Source organism: Brevundimonas aurantiaca (assembly GCF_014199955.1).
GTDB classification, from domain to species: Bacteria; Pseudomonadota; Alphaproteobacteria; order Caulobacterales; family Caulobacteraceae; genus Brevundimonas; species Brevundimonas aurantiaca.
Map to the genome: position 1 here is coordinate 56,727 of NZ_JACHOQ010000009.1, position 16,836 is coordinate 73,562.

16 protein-coding genes are annotated in these 16,836 nt (G+C 67.7%); 7 read left to right on the top strand and 9 right to left on the bottom strand.

Translation table 11 applies throughout. From position 1 onward, the window contains the following. The first annotated feature begins 78 nt into the window (after positions 1–78). On the top strand, positions 79–855 hold the full coding sequence (locus tag GGQ93_RS13825) for a transglutaminase-like domain-containing protein (protein WP_183217807.1): 777 nt from the start codon (positions 79–81) through the stop codon (positions 853–855). A 14-nt stretch (positions 856–869) separates the two neighbouring features. On the opposite strand, the gene GGQ93_RS13830 is transcribed toward GGQ93_RS13825, so the two are convergent. Both GGQ93_RS13830 and rpmB read right to left on the bottom strand, forming a co-directional pair. Next, a complete protein-coding gene (locus GGQ93_RS13830) occupies positions 870–2,642 on the bottom strand; it encodes a M1 family metallopeptidase (RefSeq protein ID WP_183217809.1) in 1,773 nt (590 codons plus the stop codon). Between the two features lie 110 nt (positions 2,643–2,752). Next, positions 2,753–3,049 carry a 50S ribosomal protein L28 gene (rpmB, locus tag GGQ93_RS13835; RefSeq protein ID WP_054764747.1) on the bottom strand — a complete coding sequence of 99 codons (297 nt, stop codon included), beginning with the start codon at positions 3,047–3,049 and terminating at the stop codon, positions 2,753–2,755. A 275-nt stretch (positions 3,050–3,324) separates the two neighbouring features. Here rpmB and GGQ93_RS13840 point away from each other — a divergent pair, with 275 nt between their 5' ends. Continuing rightward, a complete protein-coding gene (locus GGQ93_RS13840) occupies positions 3,325–3,786 on the top strand; it encodes a DUF3617 domain-containing protein (protein ID WP_224764378.1) in 462 nt (153 codons plus the stop codon). Positions 3,787–3,789: 3 nt separating this feature from the next. Here the strand turns inward: GGQ93_RS13840 and GGQ93_RS13845 are convergent, their stop codons facing one another. The 3 genes from GGQ93_RS13845 to fdxA form a co-directional block, all read right to left on the bottom strand. Continuing rightward, a complete protein-coding gene (locus GGQ93_RS13845) occupies positions 3,790–4,170 on the bottom strand; it encodes a hypothetical protein (protein WP_224764379.1) in 381 nt (126 codons plus the stop codon). A 253-nt stretch (positions 4,171–4,423) separates the two neighbouring features. Further along, positions 4,424–4,954, bottom strand: a complete 531-nt coding sequence (locus tag GGQ93_RS13850) for a CarD family transcriptional regulator (protein WP_054764749.1) — start codon at positions 4,952–4,954, stop codon at positions 4,424–4,426. Between the two features lie 309 nt (positions 4,955–5,263). Beyond that, a complete protein-coding gene (gene fdxA, locus GGQ93_RS13855) occupies positions 5,264–5,605 on the bottom strand; it encodes a ferredoxin FdxA (RefSeq protein WP_054764750.1) in 342 nt (113 codons plus the stop codon). A 180-nt stretch (positions 5,606–5,785) separates the two neighbouring features. Between fdxA and GGQ93_RS13860 the strand changes: the two genes are divergently transcribed. Beyond that, positions 5,786–6,427 carry a YceI family protein gene (locus GGQ93_RS13860; protein ID WP_224764380.1) on the top strand — a complete coding sequence of 214 codons (642 nt, stop codon included), beginning with the start codon at positions 5,786–5,788 and terminating at the stop codon, positions 6,425–6,427. Here GGQ93_RS13860 and GGQ93_RS13865 read toward each other — a convergent pair. From GGQ93_RS13865 to GGQ93_RS13880, 4 genes are all read right to left on the bottom strand, one after another. Next, entirely contained in the window at positions 6,417–6,695 is a 279-nt protein-coding gene (locus tag GGQ93_RS13865) for an RNA-binding S4 domain-containing protein (RefSeq protein WP_183217813.1), read from the bottom strand. The genes GGQ93_RS13860 and GGQ93_RS13865 overlap by 11 nt on opposite strands. A gap of 184 nt (positions 6,696–6,879) precedes the next feature. Further along, entirely contained in the window at positions 6,880–9,369 is a 2,490-nt protein-coding gene (locus GGQ93_RS13870; protein WP_183217815.1) for a helicase-related protein, read from the bottom strand. A 68-nt stretch (positions 9,370–9,437) separates the two neighbouring features. Further along, the gene (gene fixJ / locus GGQ93_RS13875; protein WP_054764753.1) at positions 9,438–10,049 is read right to left on the bottom strand and encodes a response regulator FixJ; all 612 of its coding nucleotides are present in this window, start codon (positions 10,047–10,049) and stop codon (positions 9,438–9,440) included. Further along, on the bottom strand, positions 10,046–11,359 hold the full coding sequence (locus GGQ93_RS13880) for a sensor histidine kinase (RefSeq protein WP_224764467.1): 1,314 nt from the start codon (positions 11,357–11,359) through the stop codon (positions 10,046–10,048). The genes fixJ and GGQ93_RS13880 overlap by 4 nt, the downstream gene beginning before the upstream one ends. A gap of 523 nt (positions 11,360–11,882) precedes the next feature. Between GGQ93_RS13880 and GGQ93_RS13885 the strand changes: the two genes are divergently transcribed. The 4 genes from GGQ93_RS13885 to GGQ93_RS13900 all read left to right on the top strand — a co-directional run bounded on the left by GGQ93_RS13885 (position 11,883) and on the right by GGQ93_RS13900 (position 16,836). Continuing rightward, positions 11,883–13,817, top strand: a complete 1,935-nt coding sequence (locus GGQ93_RS13885) for a methyl-accepting chemotaxis protein (protein ID WP_183217847.1) — start codon at positions 11,883–11,885, stop codon at positions 13,815–13,817. A gap of 74 nt (positions 13,818–13,891) precedes the next feature. Continuing rightward, positions 13,892–14,179, top strand: a complete 288-nt coding sequence (locus tag GGQ93_RS13890; protein ID WP_054764755.1) for an STAS domain-containing protein — start codon at positions 13,892–13,894, stop codon at positions 14,177–14,179. After that, the gene (locus GGQ93_RS13895) at positions 14,176–14,541 is read left to right on the top strand and encodes a response regulator (protein ID WP_054764756.1); all 366 of its coding nucleotides are present in this window, start codon (positions 14,176–14,178) and stop codon (positions 14,539–14,541) included. The genes GGQ93_RS13890 and GGQ93_RS13895 overlap by 4 nt, the downstream gene beginning before the upstream one ends. Before the next feature lie 30 nt (positions 14,542–14,571). Next, positions 14,572–16,836: a chemotaxis protein CheA gene (locus tag GGQ93_RS13900; RefSeq protein WP_183217817.1), complete on the top strand. Its 2,265-nt coding sequence runs from the start codon at positions 14,572–14,574 to the stop codon at positions 16,834–16,836.

The window sequence follows — 16,836 nt, forward strand, 5'->3', positions numbered from 1 at the left end:
TACAGTCTGGAGGGGCTGGACATGGAACGGCCCCAGTCGCATGGCGTTAGCCCCATTCCCTTCCACCGGTCAGACCCCATGAAATTGCGCGTTCGCGCCGAGCTCGTTTACAGCTTTGATCCGCCCACGGACGCCATCTACAAGATTCAGGTCGCCCACTGGCCCGGCCAGGAGATTCTGGAGGAGCGACTGACCTTCGATCCGCCGGTCCAGTTCCAGGAAGACGAGGACGTCGATTTCGGCGCCCGGACCCTGCGCTGCCACGTCCAGGGCGAGGTCAGCCTGGTCTATGAGGCGGTGGTCGACAATGGGGTGTTGAAAGGGCTGCCGCCCAGCGTCTCGCAGCACGACTGGGGCGATCTGCCGGCCGAGGTCCTGCCCTATCTTCAGCCCAGCCGCTATTGCCCGTCTGACCAGTTCGGCCGGTTCGTGACGCGCCAGTTCGGCGAGACGGCGGGCGGGGCGCGGGTTCTGGCCATTCTGAACTGGATCGCCGAGAACATCGACTATGAACACGGGGTCTCGGACACCGAGACGACGGCGGCCCGCACCTTCATTGATCGGGCGGGCGTGTGCCGCGACTTCACCCATCTGGGCATGACCTTTTGCCGGGCCTCGGGCATTCCGGCCCGCGCCGTCAGCGCCTTCGCCCATCAGCTGACCCCGCCCGATTTCCACGCGATCTTCGAGGTCTGGCTGGACGGGGGCTGGTGGCTGGTCGATCCGACGGGCCTGGCCCCGGTCGAGGGGCTGGTGCGGATCGCCTGCGGCCGCGACGCCGCCGACATCGCCTTTCTGACCACCCAGGAACGCTGCCGGATGGTGCGCCAGTCAGTGACGGTGGAGGCGGCTTAGGAGGCCATCAGCCTCTAGGGCTTGGCCGCCGCCCTCTGCTCGGCCTTATAGGCCTGAAGCCGGTCGATGACGTCCATCTGGCGCAGCACCTTGTTCTGCGGGTCGATCAGGACATGGGCGCCGGCCGGGACCGCGATCTCGCCCCGGCCGCCCGTCATGGCCACGGTCCGAACGCGGCCGTCGATCTCGACCTCGACCGGCATGGGGAAGACGCCGCCGTCGCCGGTCGTCCATTGCAGGCTCAGCCGGCCGTCACGCCGGGTCTGGGTCAGGACCGGCAGGGCGGCGTTGTACAGATAGCCGCGGAAGAACCAGCCATAGTCTTCGCCCGTCACCGCATTGACGATCTGCAGATAGTCCTGGGTCGAACGGTACAGGGGCGTAAAGGCGCCGGGGCGAGGATCGTCGGTCCCATAGACCAGCCGCGTCAGGGACCGATGGAAGGCGTCGTCGCCGATCAGCATCCGCAGCGAATGGGCGATTAGCGAACCCTTGGAATAGATGTCGCCGCCGGGACCCACGTCGCCCTTATAGACCTCGTCCTCAGTCTTGGGCGTGCCGGACACCACGGGGTATTTATTGACCAGCCCCTCGCGCTGATTGGCCAGTTCGCGCTGCATGTAGCGGTCGCCCAGCAGCCAGCGGGCGTACAGCGGCTGCATATAGCTGCCCAGTCCCTCATGCAGCCACATGTCGTCGGCGTTGGCGTTGGTCAGCTGGTTGCCGAACCATTCGTGGGCGAACTCGTGCTGCAGCAGCCAGTCATAGCCCCGGCCGTCGATCTTGTAGCCGTTGCCGTAGGCGTTGATGGTCTGGTGCTCCATGCCCAGGTGCGGGGTCTCGACCACGCCCATCTTCTCGTCGCCGAAGGGGAAGGGGCCGACGTTGGCTTCGAAGAAGTCCAGCATCTGGGGGAATTCGGCGAACAGGGCCTGAACCTTCTCGGGCGCGTCCGACTTCAGATGCCAGTAGTGCAGCGGGATCGTATTGCCGAACCGGCTCTGATACTGGCCGCTGACCTCCTCATAGGGGCCGACGTTCAGGGCGATGGCGTAGGTGTTGGGGCTCTTGGCCGACCAGTTCCAGGTGGTCCAGCCGTCGCCGTGATCGACCTTGCCCAGGAAGCGGCCGTTGGACGGAGCCGACAGGTCGGACGGGACGGTGATGTGCAGATCGACCCGGCCGGGCTCGCCGTGCGGGCTGTCGATACAGGGCCAGAAGATGTCGCAGCCCTCGCCCTGGACGGCCGTGGCGATCCAGGGCTCGCCCGAGGGGGCGGTGGACCAGACGAAGCCGCCGTCCCAGGGCGCGCGCGGGGCGACGCGCGGCTGTCCGGCATAGGCGACCCGCAGGACGACCGACCCGCCCGCCGCCAGGGTCTGGGGCAGTTCGACCGTCAGCCGCCCCTCGGGGTTGGACCAGCGGTCGGCGGCCAGTTCGACCCCGTCGATCTGGACCGAAGAGATGGGCAGCAGCGTATCCAGATCGACCACCAGCCGCTCCAGCGGCGCCTTGGCGGTGAAGCCCAGAACGGCGACGGCGTCGATGGCCTTGTCCTGGGGAGTGACCTTGATCGACAGATCGGCCGTGTCGAACCGCATGGCCTGCTGTTCGACGGTCAGGGGCTGGTCGGTCGCCAGGGTGTAGGGGGTCGATTCGCGCACCGGCGTCGCCGCCTGCGTCTCCTGCGCCTGGGCGATCGACGGCGCGACGGTCAGGGCCGACAGGCCCGAAACCGAAAGACCAAGGGCGGCGGCCGAGGCGGCCAGGGTGCGGGCGACAGTCATGCGGATTCCCCTCCGGTTGCCTGTCAGGCTTAATCCGGGCTTGGAAGGCGCGCAAAGAAAAAGGCCGGCGTCGCCGCCGGCCCTTTCCAGATCATGATGCGTCGCCCGACTTAGGCGGCGGCTTGCTCGGCCAGCTTGGCGCGGACCTGGCGCTTGATGCGCTGGGCGGCGATCGACAGCTGCTCGTCGCGGGCCTTGACGATGAAGGCGTCCAGGCCGCCCTTATAGTCCAGGGTGCGCAGGGCGGCGTTCGAGATACGCAGCGAGAAGGTCTGACCCAGGGCGTCCGAGGTGACCTTGACCGTCTTCAGCGACGGCAGGAAGCGGCGCTTGGTCTTGATGTTCGAGTGGCTCACGCTGTGGCCGACCATCGGGCCGATACCGGTGAGTTCGCAACGACGCGACATCGTCAGATCCTTAAGGTGCGGCGTCCGGCCCGAAGCGTGGGAGCGGACGCATGAAACAGTTGCGCGCGGGAACCAGCCCGCGCGAGAGGGGGCCGTATAAGGGAAGAGGCGGTCGGGCGTCAAGCCGAGTCTTGAACGCCGAGGCCAGGCGCGCCGGCGGCGGCCGAAATCCAGCCCTGCGGCTGGACGGCGGGGAACAGCCTCGTTCAGCCGTCATTCAAATGACGCGCTCTATACGCCATATCATGAAGACTTCCGCTGAACAGAAGGCCGCCATGTCCCGTCCGTCTCTTAAACTGCTGGCCGCCCTGGCGCCCGTCGCCGCCGGCGCCCTGATGCTGGCCGCCCCGGCCACGGCGCCCGCCCAGACTCCGGCCCAGTCGGAAGTGCTGCCGGGCTATTGGGAATACACCACCAGCGCCCTGGGCCAGAACGAGACCCATCAGAAATGCGTCCGTCCCAGCGAGATCAACCGCTTCTTCGGCGGCCTGTCGACCAACCGCTGGCGCTGCACCTATCCGACCCGGGTGGTCGGCGACGGCCGCGCCCGGTTCGAGGGGACGTGCCAGGACAAGAAGGGGCGGCGGATTCAGGTCCGGCTGAACGGAACCTATGAGGACACCAGCTTCAGCTTCCGCGGCGGGGCCCAGCTGCTGCGCGGCACCCCCTATATTCCGGCCAGCATCACCGCCCGGCGCATCAGCGCCCAGTGCCCCGCCAACGCCGAATATTTCTGACGCTCAGACCGGCTCGGCCCGCGCCACCACATAGGTGTGGGTCTGGTCGCCGGTCGAAAGGCTGAGGTATTCGCCGGTCTGGATCACTTCGTCGGCCAGGCGGAAGCCGTGGGCGTCGTCGGCCTCTCCGGGTTCGAAATCGAGGAACCAGCGGTCCGGCGCCGCATGGCGCAGGCGTCCGAAGGCCAGGGTGGCCCCGTGCGAGAAGCGGCGCACCCGGCATTTCTCGGGCGCCTCGCGCCAGACGGCGGCGTCCAGCCGGCGCTCGGCCGTCAGGGGCGCCAGTATGTCATAGCCCATGTCAGGGTCGCCTTCGGGGTGCTGGGGCTCGCGCGCCAGCTCCAGGCGGATGTGGTGAAACCCCAGCGGGGCGGCGTCGGTCATGGTCGGCTCCTTGTCGCCGGCCATCTGAGCGGATGAGGCCGCGCCCCGCCTTGACGTCGGTCAAAACAAAAAGGCCCCGGATCGCTCCGGGGCCTTTTCATTGTTCCGATGCGGACGCTTAGAGCATGATCGTTTCGGACGGAACCGCTTCGCGGTTCCGACAGAAGCGTGAATCATGCTCTCGCTTTAATCTGGAGCCTGATTCACGGCTTCAGCGGAATCGCGAAGCGATTCCACTTCAACCGATCAGGCTCTAGGCGGCTTCGGCGGTCGGGACCGGCTTTTTGGCGCTGAGCGACTTGGCCAGCAGCTCGACGGCGGCGTCCTTGTCAATCTTGTTGGCGGCGGCGACTTCGCGCGCCATCCGGTCCAGAGCCGATTCATAGAGCTGGCGCTCGGAATAGGACTGTTCCGGCTGGGTGTCGGCGCGGTGCAGGTCGCGGACCACCTCGGCGATGGAGATCAGGTCGCCCGAGTTGATCTTGGCCTCGTATTCCTGGGCGCGGCGCGACCACATGGTGCGCTTGATGCGGGCGCGGCCCTTCAGGGTGGTCAGGGCCTTGGTCACGACGTCGTCGGCGGCCAGCGAACGCAGGCCGGCGGTGGCCGCCTTCTTGGTCGGGACGCGCAGGGTCATCTTCTCGTGGTCGAAGGTCACGACATAGACTTCCAGCGACATGCCCGCGACTTCCTGAGTCTCGATGGCCGCCACCTTGCCGACGCCGTGCGCCGGATAGACGACCGCGTCGCCAACCTTGAACTCCAGACCAGTCTTGCTCGTCATATTCGTCCTTTCCCGGTCAGGGCCGGGCGAAGCGAAGGCGCATCAAACGCAATGCAGTCTCGCCGCCGGAAGCTTCCGTCGGTCGATGAAATGCGGACGTCAGATGCGGAAACGGATCACCAAACCTCTGGCCGATCCCGTCTATGGGCGGGATTCTGTCGCAAACACGGGCGGCGCGAAGGTTTCGCGGACCGCCCGATCCAATGAAACAGAACCTATCACAAATTTGCGGAATTTCAAAACGTCCACACAGCCGACGCGGAATGTCGCGAAGGTTTGAACGCGCGGCCCTGCGTCGGCCGCCCCGGCTCAGGAGCCCTTGCCCGGCTTGGGGCTGAAGTATTTCTCGAACTTGCCGGTCTCGCGCTCATACTGTTCGCGGTCGGCGGGGGGCGTGCCCTTGACGGTGATGTTGGGCCAGACCTTGGCGTACTCGGCGTTGACCTGAAGCCATTTGCCGTCCGGCTCATCCTCGGTGTCCGGCACGATGGCGTCGACGGGGCATTCCGGCTCGCAGACGCCGCAGTCGATGCATTCGTCCGGGGCGATGACCAGGAAGTTCTCGCCCTCGTAGAAGCAGTCCACGGGACAGACCTCGACGCAGTCCATGAACTTACATTTCACACAGGCGTCGGTGACGATGTAGGTCATTGGGCGGCGAAGAGATCACGATTGCGAGCGGGAGGTCTGCGACATGGCGACCGCGCAACCAACTGTCAACAGCAGGGCTTAATCTGAGAGGCGTTCGCGGCCCTAGCCCGACCGCTTGACAAAGGCCGGGCTTAACCGCAACTGTGTAGATTACATATCAACCCCTACCGGAACATGACCATGCGCGCTCCCCTGATGAAATACGCCTTCGCCAAATACGCCGTGGCCGGCGCCCTGGCCCTCAGCCTCGCCGCCGGTGGGGCGGTGGTGGCCCAGGCCGCCCTGACCCAGAACCCGGCCGAGGTCCGCGCCGGCGACTATGCGCTGGAGTCCAGCCACGGCAAGATCACCTGGTCGGTCAGCCACTTCGGCCTGTCGACCTATACGGGTCAGTTCGTGAACGTGAAGGCCGAGTTGAAGCTGGACCCAGCCAACCCCTCCGCCTCGACCCTGACCGCCACCGTCCCGCTGACCGACGTGGCGCCCAATGACGACCGGCTGAAGGCCCATCTTCAGACGGCCGACTTCTTCGACACCGCCAACCATCCGACGGCGACCTTCGTCTCGCGCTCGGTGACGGTCGATCCGTCCGATCCGAATGAGGCGACGGTGGTCGGCGACCTGACCCTGCGCGGCGTGACCAAGCCGGTGACGATCGAGGTTGAGTTCAATGCGGCCGGATCCGTCATGGGCGCCTATAAGGCCGGCTTCGACGGCGAGGCCACCATCAAACGCTCGGACTTCGGCATCAACTACGCCCTGCCGGCCGTCTCCGACGAGGTGAAGCTGCACATCGAAGGCGAGTTCGTGATCAAGTCGTAAGGCGGCTATAGAGGGCGCGGGCCTCTTCGGCGGGCCCGCGCCTTTCGCCCAGGGCCTCCACCCGCAGGGTCGTGACCTCGCCGTTCTGGACGAAGGTCAGTAGGTCGCCGGGGTGGACGCAGCGGCTGGGCTTGTCCAGCCGGGTCTCGCGCCCCTGATGGGTCAGCCGCACCGCGCCCCGCTCGACAAGGGCGGCGGCCAGGCCTCGCGTCTTCACGAAGCGCGCCCGCCACAGCCAGACGTCGATGCGACAGGCGTCGGTCTTCATCCCTTTCGTCATCCTCCGGCAAGCCGCTTGCGGCGCAGACCGGGGGACCCAGCGGCGCCGAAGGCGATGTGTCCGCCGCATAATGTCCACAGCGCCTTGTCCGCGACAGGTTCGCGCTCGCGCGCGCCGCTGGGTCCCCCGGTCTCCGCTTCGCTTCGCCGGAGGATGACGAAAGGACAGGGCCTCAAGAGGCGGCCTTTCGGCGCGGACGCCGCCGCTTGGGTCTGGCCGTCGGCGCCTCGGTCAGGGCGGCCAGGGCGGCGAAGGGGGAATCCTTGACGATCTTAGGCGCGGCGCCCGGCTTGTCGGGCCGGCGCGCGCGTTCGGTTTTCAGGGCGGCGATGAGCTGTTTCGCCTGATCGGCGCTCCACCCCAGATCGGTCAGGGCCTCGTCCGACAGCCGGCCGTGATTGGCGGCGCGCAACTCCGCCATCTTCTCCAGGGCCTCCACCGGCGCCAGCCACCGACCGGCGTGGCGCAGACCCGAGGCCGACAACAGACGCGGGGAGGGGGGCTCGACCGGGGCGGGGATCAGGTCGGGGCTGGCGGGGATCAGCGGGGCCGTGACGAAGGCCTGGGCGAAATGGCGGGCGCGGGGCTTTTGCAGGCCCGGCAGCCAGACCGAATGGACCCCGACGCGGATGGCGAAGCTTTTCAGGGTGCGGCGCTCCACCTGGCTCAGCGCCGCCAGATCCCGATCCACGTCGCGCCGGTCGATCAGCCCGCCGGCCTCGATCAGGCGGAAGGCGAGGCCGCGCGGCAGGCCCCTCAGCGCGCCGGATTCGACCGCCTGTTTCAGCCGCCGCAGATCGCGCAGCGCCCGACCGGCCTCGGACGCCAGCCAGGCCTCGATCCGTCGGCGGGCGCGCTCGCGGGCCGGCGTCGCCCCCAGGTCGCCCAACAGACGCACCGACGGCGAAAAGGGGTCGGCCCCGGTCGGCGTCGCCTGAATCTGGGCGGTCAGCACCCCGCGCCACAGCACAGCCCCGTCCGGCGTGACGGCGAAACCCTCGTCGGCCTCGGCCGCCAACTGCCCCAGACGGCGATTGATCTCGGGCGTCACGGCCCGCACCGCCGCCTGGCGCAGGGTGCGGTCCTCCAGGGCCGAGGCGCCCTTTTCCATCTGGAAGCGGACGCCCTCGAGCTGACCCACCACCTGGCCCTCCACCGTCACCTCGCCGTCCTCGGCGACGCCCGCAAACGCATCCTCCCGGACGTTCAGCGCCCGCATCAGGGCCGTGGTGCGTCGATCCACGAAGCGGGCCGTCAGCCGTTCGTGCAGCACGTCCGACAACCGGTCCTCCAGGGCGCGGGTCTTGTCGCGCCAGCCGTGGGCGTCATGGACCCAGTCTGGGCGGTTGGCGATATAGGACAGGGTCCGCACCGCCGAGAGCCGGGCCGACAGCTGGTCGATCTGGCCGTCGTCGCGGTCCACGAAGGCGAAGCGTGGCGCCATCCAGTCGTCGGTCAACCGCCCCCGCTTGCCGGTCAGGGCCTGGAACACGTCCTTGGCCAGGCGGGCGTGTTCATCCAGCGTGGTCTTCTGAAAGTCCGGCAGCTGGCAGGCTTCCCACAGCCGCATCACCGCCCCGCGCGAGCGGCCGATACGGGCGACCTCCTCATCCTTGATCAGGCGGCGCAGCAGGGTCTCGTCCAGGGCCTCGGCCGTCAGGCTGAGTCCCGCGCGGCCCGGCGTCACCGTCAGGGACCGCAGAAGGTCGGGCAGGGTGTCGAAGTCCAGCCGGGCGTTGCGCCATTCGGCCGCCTCGATCGGATCGAACCGATGCTCGACCACCTGTTCGACCAGATCCACGTCCAGATCCTCGGCCTCGGCCGTGACGCCGAAGGTTCCGTCGCGCAGATGGCGGCCGGCCCGGCCGGCGATCTGGCCGATCTCATGGGCGTGCAGCCAGCGGGTGCGGCGGCCGTCGAACTTTCTCAGGCCCGCAAAGGCGACATGGTCGACGTCCATGTTCAGCCCCATGCCGATGGCGTCGGTGGCGACCAGGAAGTCGACCTCGCCCGACTGGTAGAGCGCCACCTGGGCGTTGCGGGTGCGCGGGCTGAGCGAGCCCATGACCACGGCGGCGCCGCCCCTCTGACGCCGGATCAGTTCGGCGATGGCGTAGACCCGCTCGGTGGAGAAGGCGACGATGGCGCTGCGGCGGGGCAGGCGGGTCAGCTTCTTGGAGCCGGCGTAGGACAGGGTGGACAGCCGATCCCGGGTCACGATCTCCACATCCGGGATCAGGCGACGGATCAGGGGCTCCATGGTCCCGGCGCCCAGGAACATGGTCTCGAACCGGCCGCGGGCGTGCAGCAGCCGCTGGGTGAAGACGTGGCCGCGTTCAGGGTCCGCGACCAGCTGGATTTCGTCGATGGCCAGAAACTCGACCGACCGCTCCAACGGCATGGCCTCGACCGTGCAGACGAAATAGAGGGGGCGGGCCGGGACGATCTTCTCCTCGCCCGTGATCAGGGCGACGGCGGCGGCCCCGCGCTGTTTGACGATCCGCTCATAGATTTCGCGCGCCAGGAGCCGCAGGGGCAGGCCGATCATGCCTGAGGCGTGACCCAGCATCCGCTCGACCGCCAGATGGGTCTTGCCGGTGTTGGTGGGCCCCAGGACCGCAGTGACGCGCGATGGGGGCAGGCCTGCGGACCGGTCGCTCATGACAGGACAAGGTGGCGACGATCGCGCCCGGGCTCAAGTGAGTCTTTTGAGCCCAGAGGCGGCGGGCGTCAGGCGTCGGCCACGCTGAGCCCCAGCCGCACCAGCATGGACAGGCTCTGGGCCTGCATCTTCTGCATCACCTTGGCGCGGAAGATCTCGACCGTGCGGGGGCTGATGTCCAGGGCCAGGGCGATCTCCTTGTTCGACTTGCCGTCGATCAGGGCGTCGAACACCTGGCGCTCGCGCGGCGTCAGGCTGGCCAGCCGGGCGGCGGTCTGTTCGCGCGCCTCGCTCTCGACGCCCTGGCGCGCCAAGGCCGACAGACAGCCGCGCACCGCCTCCAGGATGCGGTTGGGATCGAAGGGCTTTTCGATGAAGTCCACGACCCCGGCCTTCATCAGCTGGACGGCCAGGGGCACGTCGGCGTGGCCGGTGATGACGATAACGGGCCAGGCCTCGCCCTTCAGCGCCTTGAGCCGCTGGATCAGTTCGGAGCCTTCAATCTGGGGCATCCGCAGGTCGGTGATGACGCAGGCGGACTTGTCGTCCGGCAGCTGTTCCAGAAACTGCATCGCGCTGGCGAAACCCCGCGCGCGGATGCCCTCGCCCCGCAGGAGCATGAGCAAGGAATCGCGCATGGCTTGATCGTCGTCGATGACGAAGACGGAATGGTCGGTCATGCGGCTTCGAGCTCCGTGACAGGCGTGAGGCGAAAGGAGAAGGCGGCGCCGCCCAGGGCGCTGCGGCCTACGGCCAGGGCGGCGTCGTGGCTCTCTATGATGGAGCGGGTGACGGACAGGCCCAGGCCCATGCCGCCGGCCTTGGTGGTCATCATCGGTTGGAAGATCCGGTCCATCTGATCCTCGGCGATGCCGGGGCCGTTGTCCTCGATCCGGATCTCATAGCCCTCATCGGCCAGGCTGCGGCCCGTGAGCGATACGACCGCACCGGGATGGTCGCCGACGGCGTCGACGGCGTTGCGCACCAGATTGGTGATGGCCTGCTGAAACTGGATTCGGTCGGCCAAGACCCGATCCCCGGTCGTATCGACGTCGATACGGACGGCGATACCGGTTTCCTGCCGGATCAAATCGAAGAGGGGGCGCAGGTCGTCCACCATGGAGGAGACCCGCTCTTCCGTCAGCTGGGACGCCCCGGTCGCGATCAGTTCGCGCATGCGCCGGATGATGTCCCCCGCGCGCAGAAGCTGGGTCTTGGCCAGGTCGAGGGCGCGGCCCGCGCTGTCGCCGATCGGTCCAGCGCGCGCGATGTCGGTTTGGCACGCATGGAGATAGACGGTGGCGGCCGTCAGGGGCTGGTTCAGCTCATGCGCCAGGATAGCCGCCATCTCACCCATGGAATTGAGCCGCCAACTCTTGCTGAGCTGGTCCATCAGGTCGCGCATGCGATCGTTGACGGCCAGGCTCGGACGCTGGTCCGCCAGGGACAGGACCACCCGCTCGGAGGCCATGCTGTGCGCCAGCAGCCCGCCGTGGATGATCACCGGCACGATCTCGCCGTTGGGACGTCTCACCAGCCAATAGCCGGAGGGCGGGGCGGCCAGGGGGGCGTCCTTGACGAAACTCGCCAGGATGTCCTCGCCGAAGTCCGGCGCGAACAGGCTGAAAGGGCGTTCGTGAGCATCCTCGGGCGCCACGCCCAGCAGATCGGCCGCCGGGCCGGTGATGCGGCGAATACGCCCCTCGTCGTCCAGCGTCACCACGGGCACCGAGGTCAGTATGCTGTGCAACAGGGCGGTCCGGTTGGTCAGCCGATGACCGACTTCGGCCAACAGCAGGGATACGGCGATGAAGAGGCCGGCGCCGACCGCCGCATCGAAGAGGTCGCTTCGCCCCTTCATCGCCAGATCGGCGGCGATGGAGACGCCGATGACGAAGAGGGTCGCGGTGCGGCTGCCGACCAGGGCGGTCGCCATGACGGCTCCGAACAGCGGCAGGTAGTGCACGTGATCGACGTCGCGAAGAGCCACGCTCGTCGTAACCGCCAGCGGGACGCAGACGCAAGCGAGCAGAACGGCGTTCTTCGGAGATGCGTTCGCGGATTTTCCGATGACCCGCTTCAACAACTCAGTAAAGGCGTCCGCTCGCGCCCCTGTCATGTTGGATCTCGCCGTTGCGAAATCATCTGGACTTCACCGTCGCCGCTTTTCTGACCAATTTACTACAACGACAATGGCGTGGCTGGGAAGCGATATCGTCGTCTTTTCACACGCCTCGCGACTATCGAGCGCACTTCGTCCGATGCGATTCAGGAGATCCGCCGCGTTCGCTGCGCCGGATGGCGCCGCCCCTCAGCCCGCGCCAACCTTCGCTACGCATTCCTACCTAAGCCGCAGTTCAGAAATCGTATTAATCATCCTTCCATCCTTGGTCGGACAGATGCGGGTTCATCGCAGAGGGGCGGCTGACGCGCCGCAAAGGGCCGTTTCGGCCGTGGCGGCGCGCTCAGATCGACGAAGACCGTAGGAGTTTGGGTTGCGTTTTATTGAGAACATGTCCGTCGGACGGAAGCTCGCCGTGGCTTTCGGCGTGGTCCTGGCCGCCATCGCCGTCATGGGCGTGGTGGTGGTGACGAACCTTCTGGCCTTGCAGCGCGCCGACCACGCTCGCAATCTGGAAGGTGAGATCAATCAAGTGCTCGCCGTCGCCGAGTTCCGCCTGTCCAAGCAGGAAAACTCCTATCGCGGCTATCTGCTGTCGCAGGACCCCTATTACGCCGAACGGCTGGATCTGCACCGCGCCAAGTTCAAGGAAGCGCTGGAGGAGGTGCGGGCAAAACTGCCCGCCGATCGCGCCGCGCCCGTCGACGAGGCCATCAAGGCCGCTGACGGCTGGTACGCCAACATCGTCCAGGTCGGTAAGGCGATGGTCGCCGAGGGGCGGATCGCCGAGGCCAGCCGGATGGTCGGTCAAACCGGCGTCGCCGACCAGTTCATCGCTCCAGTTGAAGAAGCGATCGACGTCCTGAGGGCTGAGAACGAGGCCGCCCGCGAGGCGACCCGCAAGGCCCAGGCCGAGGCGGCCCAGGCCGCCCTCATGGCCGTGATCGTGGGCATGGTCTGCGCCCTGCTGATGGCCCTGGCTGCAGGTCTGGTCGCCACCCGTTCGATCGTGCGGCCGACCTTCACCATGATCGGCTATATGCAGAAGCTGATGGCGGGCGACACCGCCATCCAGGTCCAGGGCGCCGACCGCAAGGATGAGTTCGGCAAGATGGCTCAGGCCATCGTCGCCTTCCGCGACGCGGCCATTGAGAAGGCGCGTCTGGCGGCGGAGGCGCTTTCGCAACGCTCGATGAGCGAGCAGGAGCGGGCCGCCCGCGAGGCCGAGAAGGCGGCGGAGGCCGAGGCCGACCGGGTGACGATCGAGGCCTTGGGCCGGGGTCTGGCGGCCATGGCGGACGGCGACCTGACCTATCGGATCGACACCGAGTTCGCGCCCAAGGCCGCCCAACTGAAGTCCGACTTCAACGCCGCCATCGCCCAGCTGCAACAGGCGGTCTCGGTGGTGGTGGCCAATATCGCCGGCATCCGCTCCGGCGCCGGAGAGATTTCTCAGGCCGCCGACGACCTGTCGCGTCGTACCGAACAGCAGGCTGCGGGGCTGGAGGAGACGGCGGCGGCTCTGGACGAGATCACCGCCACGGTGAACAAGACGGCGTCGGGCGCGCGCCAGGCCTCGGACGTGGTCCAGGCCGCCAAGGGCGACGCCGAGACCTCGGGCGTCATCGTCCGCGACGCCGTCCAGGCCATGCAGGCGATTGAGGGCTCCTCCGAACAGATCAGCCAGATCATCGGCGTCATCGACGAGATCGCCTTCCAGACCAATCTTCTGGCCCTGAACGCCGGGGTCGAGGCGGCCCGGGCGGGCGAGGCCGGTCGCGGTTTCGCCGTCGTGGCCTCCGAGGTCCGGGCCCTGGCCCAGCGATCGGCGGAAGCCGCCAAGGAGATCAAGACCCTGATCTCGACCTCCAGCACCCAGGTCGGTTCGGGGGTGAAACTGGTCGGCCAGACCGGCGAGGCCCTGCAGCGGATCGTGGACCGTGTCGCCGAGATCGACGGCCTGGTGTCGGAAATCGCGGCCTCGGCCCAGGAACAGGCCATCGGCCTGGCCGAGGTCAATACGGCCGTCAACCAGATGGACCAGGTCACCCAGCAGAACGCCGCCATGGTCGAACAGTCGACCGCCGCCAGCCACTCTCTGGCCCAGGAGGCCCAGTCGCTCCAGGCCTCGGTGGCCCGGTTCAAGGTCGGCTCAGCGGCCCAGGTCGCCGCCGCCCCCGCCCGCGCCCCTGCGCCCGCGCCGGCGCCTTCCGCACCGGCCAAGCCGGCCCACCGCATGGTCCAGGCCCTCAAGACCCTGGGCCGCGGCGGCGCCGCGCCCGCCCAACAGGCCGCTCCCGCCGAAGACGGCTGGGAAGAGTTCTAAAATGCTCCGTTCTTCAAGCGATATTTACCAACCGCGTGAGACGAAGCGGACGGGGCTGAAACAAGGAAACACCAATGGCTGAGGTCATAAGTCTCGCATCGGTCCTGGACATGAACGCAGCCGAGCCGCTGAAGGCCGAACTGTTGGCCAAGCGCGGCCAGGCCGTAACGGTGGATGCGAGCGGCGTCGAACGCCTGGGCGGTCTTTGTCTCCAAGTCCTTCTCTCCGCCCGCAAGACCTGGGCGGCCGACGGGGTCGATCTGATGATCACGCCCCAATCGACGTCTTTCGCTGAACAATGGGCCGCCTTCGGCGCGTCCGAAACCAACGCACCAGACCTCACTGAAGGAGCGCTCGCGTGAGCAAGACCGTTCTGACCATCGACGATTCCCGCACCATGCGGGACATGCTGCTGATGGCCCTGGAAGACGCCGGCTATGTCGTCATCCAAGCCGTAGACGGCGTGGACGGCCTGGAGACGCTCGCCGCCCAGGGCGCCGACGTCATCATCACCGACATCAACATGCCCCGCATGGACGGTTTCGGCGTCATCGAAGGCGTGCGCGCCGATCCGAACCACCGCACCACCCCGGTGCTGGTGCTGACGACCGAGAGCGACGCCGAGAAGAAGGCCCGCGCCCGCGCCGCCGGCGCGACCGGCTGGATCGTCAAACCCTTCGACCCGGTGAAACTGGTCGACGCCGTTCGCCGCGTGGCGGCCTAACACTTTTCCAGATCGGTCGGGCCAACAGCCATGGACGCCTTCGAAGCCATCAAAGCCACCTTCTTCCAGGAGTGCGACGAACTGCTCGCCGAACTGGAATCGAAGCTGATGCTGTTGGAGCAGGGTCAGACCGACCTGGAGACGATCAACGCCGTCTTCCGCGCCGTTCACTCGGTCAAGGGCGGGGCGGGGGCGTTCGGCCTGGAGGCTCTGGTCCGGTTCGCCCACGTCTTTGAGACCCTGATGGACGAGCTGCGGGGCGGCCGCAAACCCTGCGACGCGGTCACGATCAAGACCCTGCTGCGCGCCTCTGACGTGCTGGCCGACCACATCCAGGCCGCCCAGGGCCTGGCTCCTCCGGTGGACGAAGAGCGTTCGGCCGGCCTGGTCCAGGAGCTGGAGCTTCTGACCCACGGCGGCGAGGCGCCGCCCGCCGTCGAAGAGGAGGAGGAAGACGACTTCGGCTTCACCCCCATGGCCTTCGACGCGCCGCTGGACGACCCGGCGCTGGCGGTCGAGGCTCCCGCTGCGGATGCGGCGCCCGCAGGCCAGCCCGGCTGGCGCATCGTCTTCAAGCCGCACGGCCGCATGTACGGCAGCGCCAATGAGGCGGGGCTGCTGCTGCGCGAAGTGGGCCGGCTGGGCCCCATCACCGTCTCTGTGGACGAGGCCGCCCTGCCGACCCTGGACGTGCTGGTCGCCGAAGACGGCTATCTGACCTGGACGATCGACCTGGTCGCCGATGTCGATGAAAAGGCCGTGCGGGAAGTGTTCGACTTCGTCGAGGCCGACTGCGACCTGACCATCACCCCGCTGGGCGGCGCCCCGGCCCTGGTCTTCGAGGAAGAGCCGCCGGCCGTCCTGCCCGCCAGCGACGAACTGGACATCGCCGCCCTTCTGGCCAAGGCCGCTGCAGGCGCCGCGCCCGAAACGCCCGCCGCCGCTCCGGCGCCGGCCCCCGCGCCCGAGCCGGTCGCGCCTGCGCCGGTCGCCGCCCAGGTCTCCGCGCCTGAGCCCGCACCGGCCCCGGCCGCCGCCCCCGTTCCGTCCGCCCCCATTCCACCTGCTCAGGTCGCCACCCCCGTGGCGCCGGCGCCGGTCACCATCCGCGTCGACCTGGATCGGGTCGATCGCCTGATCAACGTCGTCGGCGAACTGGTCATCCAGCAGGCCATGCTGTCCCAGCGCGTGCTGGAAAGCGGCCTGGCCCGCTCTTCGGGCATCGCGCTTGGGATGGAAGATCTGGAGCTTTTGACGCGCGAGATCCAGGACAGCGTCATGGCCATCCGCGCCCAGCCGGTGAAGTCGGTGTTCCAGCGCATGCCGCGCCTGGTCCGCGAAGTCGCCGACATGGTCTCCAAACAGGTCCGTCTGGTCACGTCCGGCGAAGACACCGAGGTCGACAAGACCGTGGTCGAACGCCTGGCCGAGCCGATCACCCATATGCTGCGCAACGCCATCGACCACGGGCTGGAGACGCCGGAGGAGCGGATCGCCGCCGGCAAGCCGGCCGAGGGTACGGTGCGCCTCGCGGCCCTGCACCGCTCGGGCCGGATCGTCATCGAAATCGCCGACGACGGCCGCGGCATCAATCGCGAACGGGTCAAGAAGATTGCGGTGGACAAGGGGCTGATCGCCGCCGACGCCGCCCTGACCGACGAACAGATCGACAATCTGATCTTCCTGCCCGGCTTCTCCACCGCCGCCGTGGTGTCCGACATCTCGGGTCGGGGCGTGGGGATGGATGTGGTCAGGCGGTCGATCCAGGCCCTGGGCGGCCGCATCTCGATCAGTTCGGTCCCCGGCAAGGGCTCGACCTTCACCCTCAGCCTGCCGCTGACCCTGGCGGTTCTGGACGGCATGGTGGTGACGGCCGCCGACCAGACCCTGATCGCCCCTCTGCCGGCCATCGTCGAAAGCCTGACGCCGCAGGAAAGCGACCTGCACTATGTCGGCGGGCTCGATCCGGTGATCCGCTTCCGCGATCGCTTCCTGCCGCTGATCGACGTGGCCCTGACCATGGGCTTCCGCGAGACGCCGATGGTCCCTTCCGAAGGCGTCGCCGTGGTGGTCGAGACCGAAGGCGGCCAGCAGGCGGCCCTGCTGTTCGACGCCATCCAGGGCCAGCGCCAGGTGGTGATCAAGAGCCTGGAGACCAACTACCGCCAGGTCGAGGGCGTCGCCGCCGCCACCATCCTGGGCGACGGCCGTGTGGCCCTGATCCTCGACGTCGATGTCCTCGTCACCGACATGCGCCGCAAATCTCCCCGATCCGACTTCAAGCTCGCGAGCTGA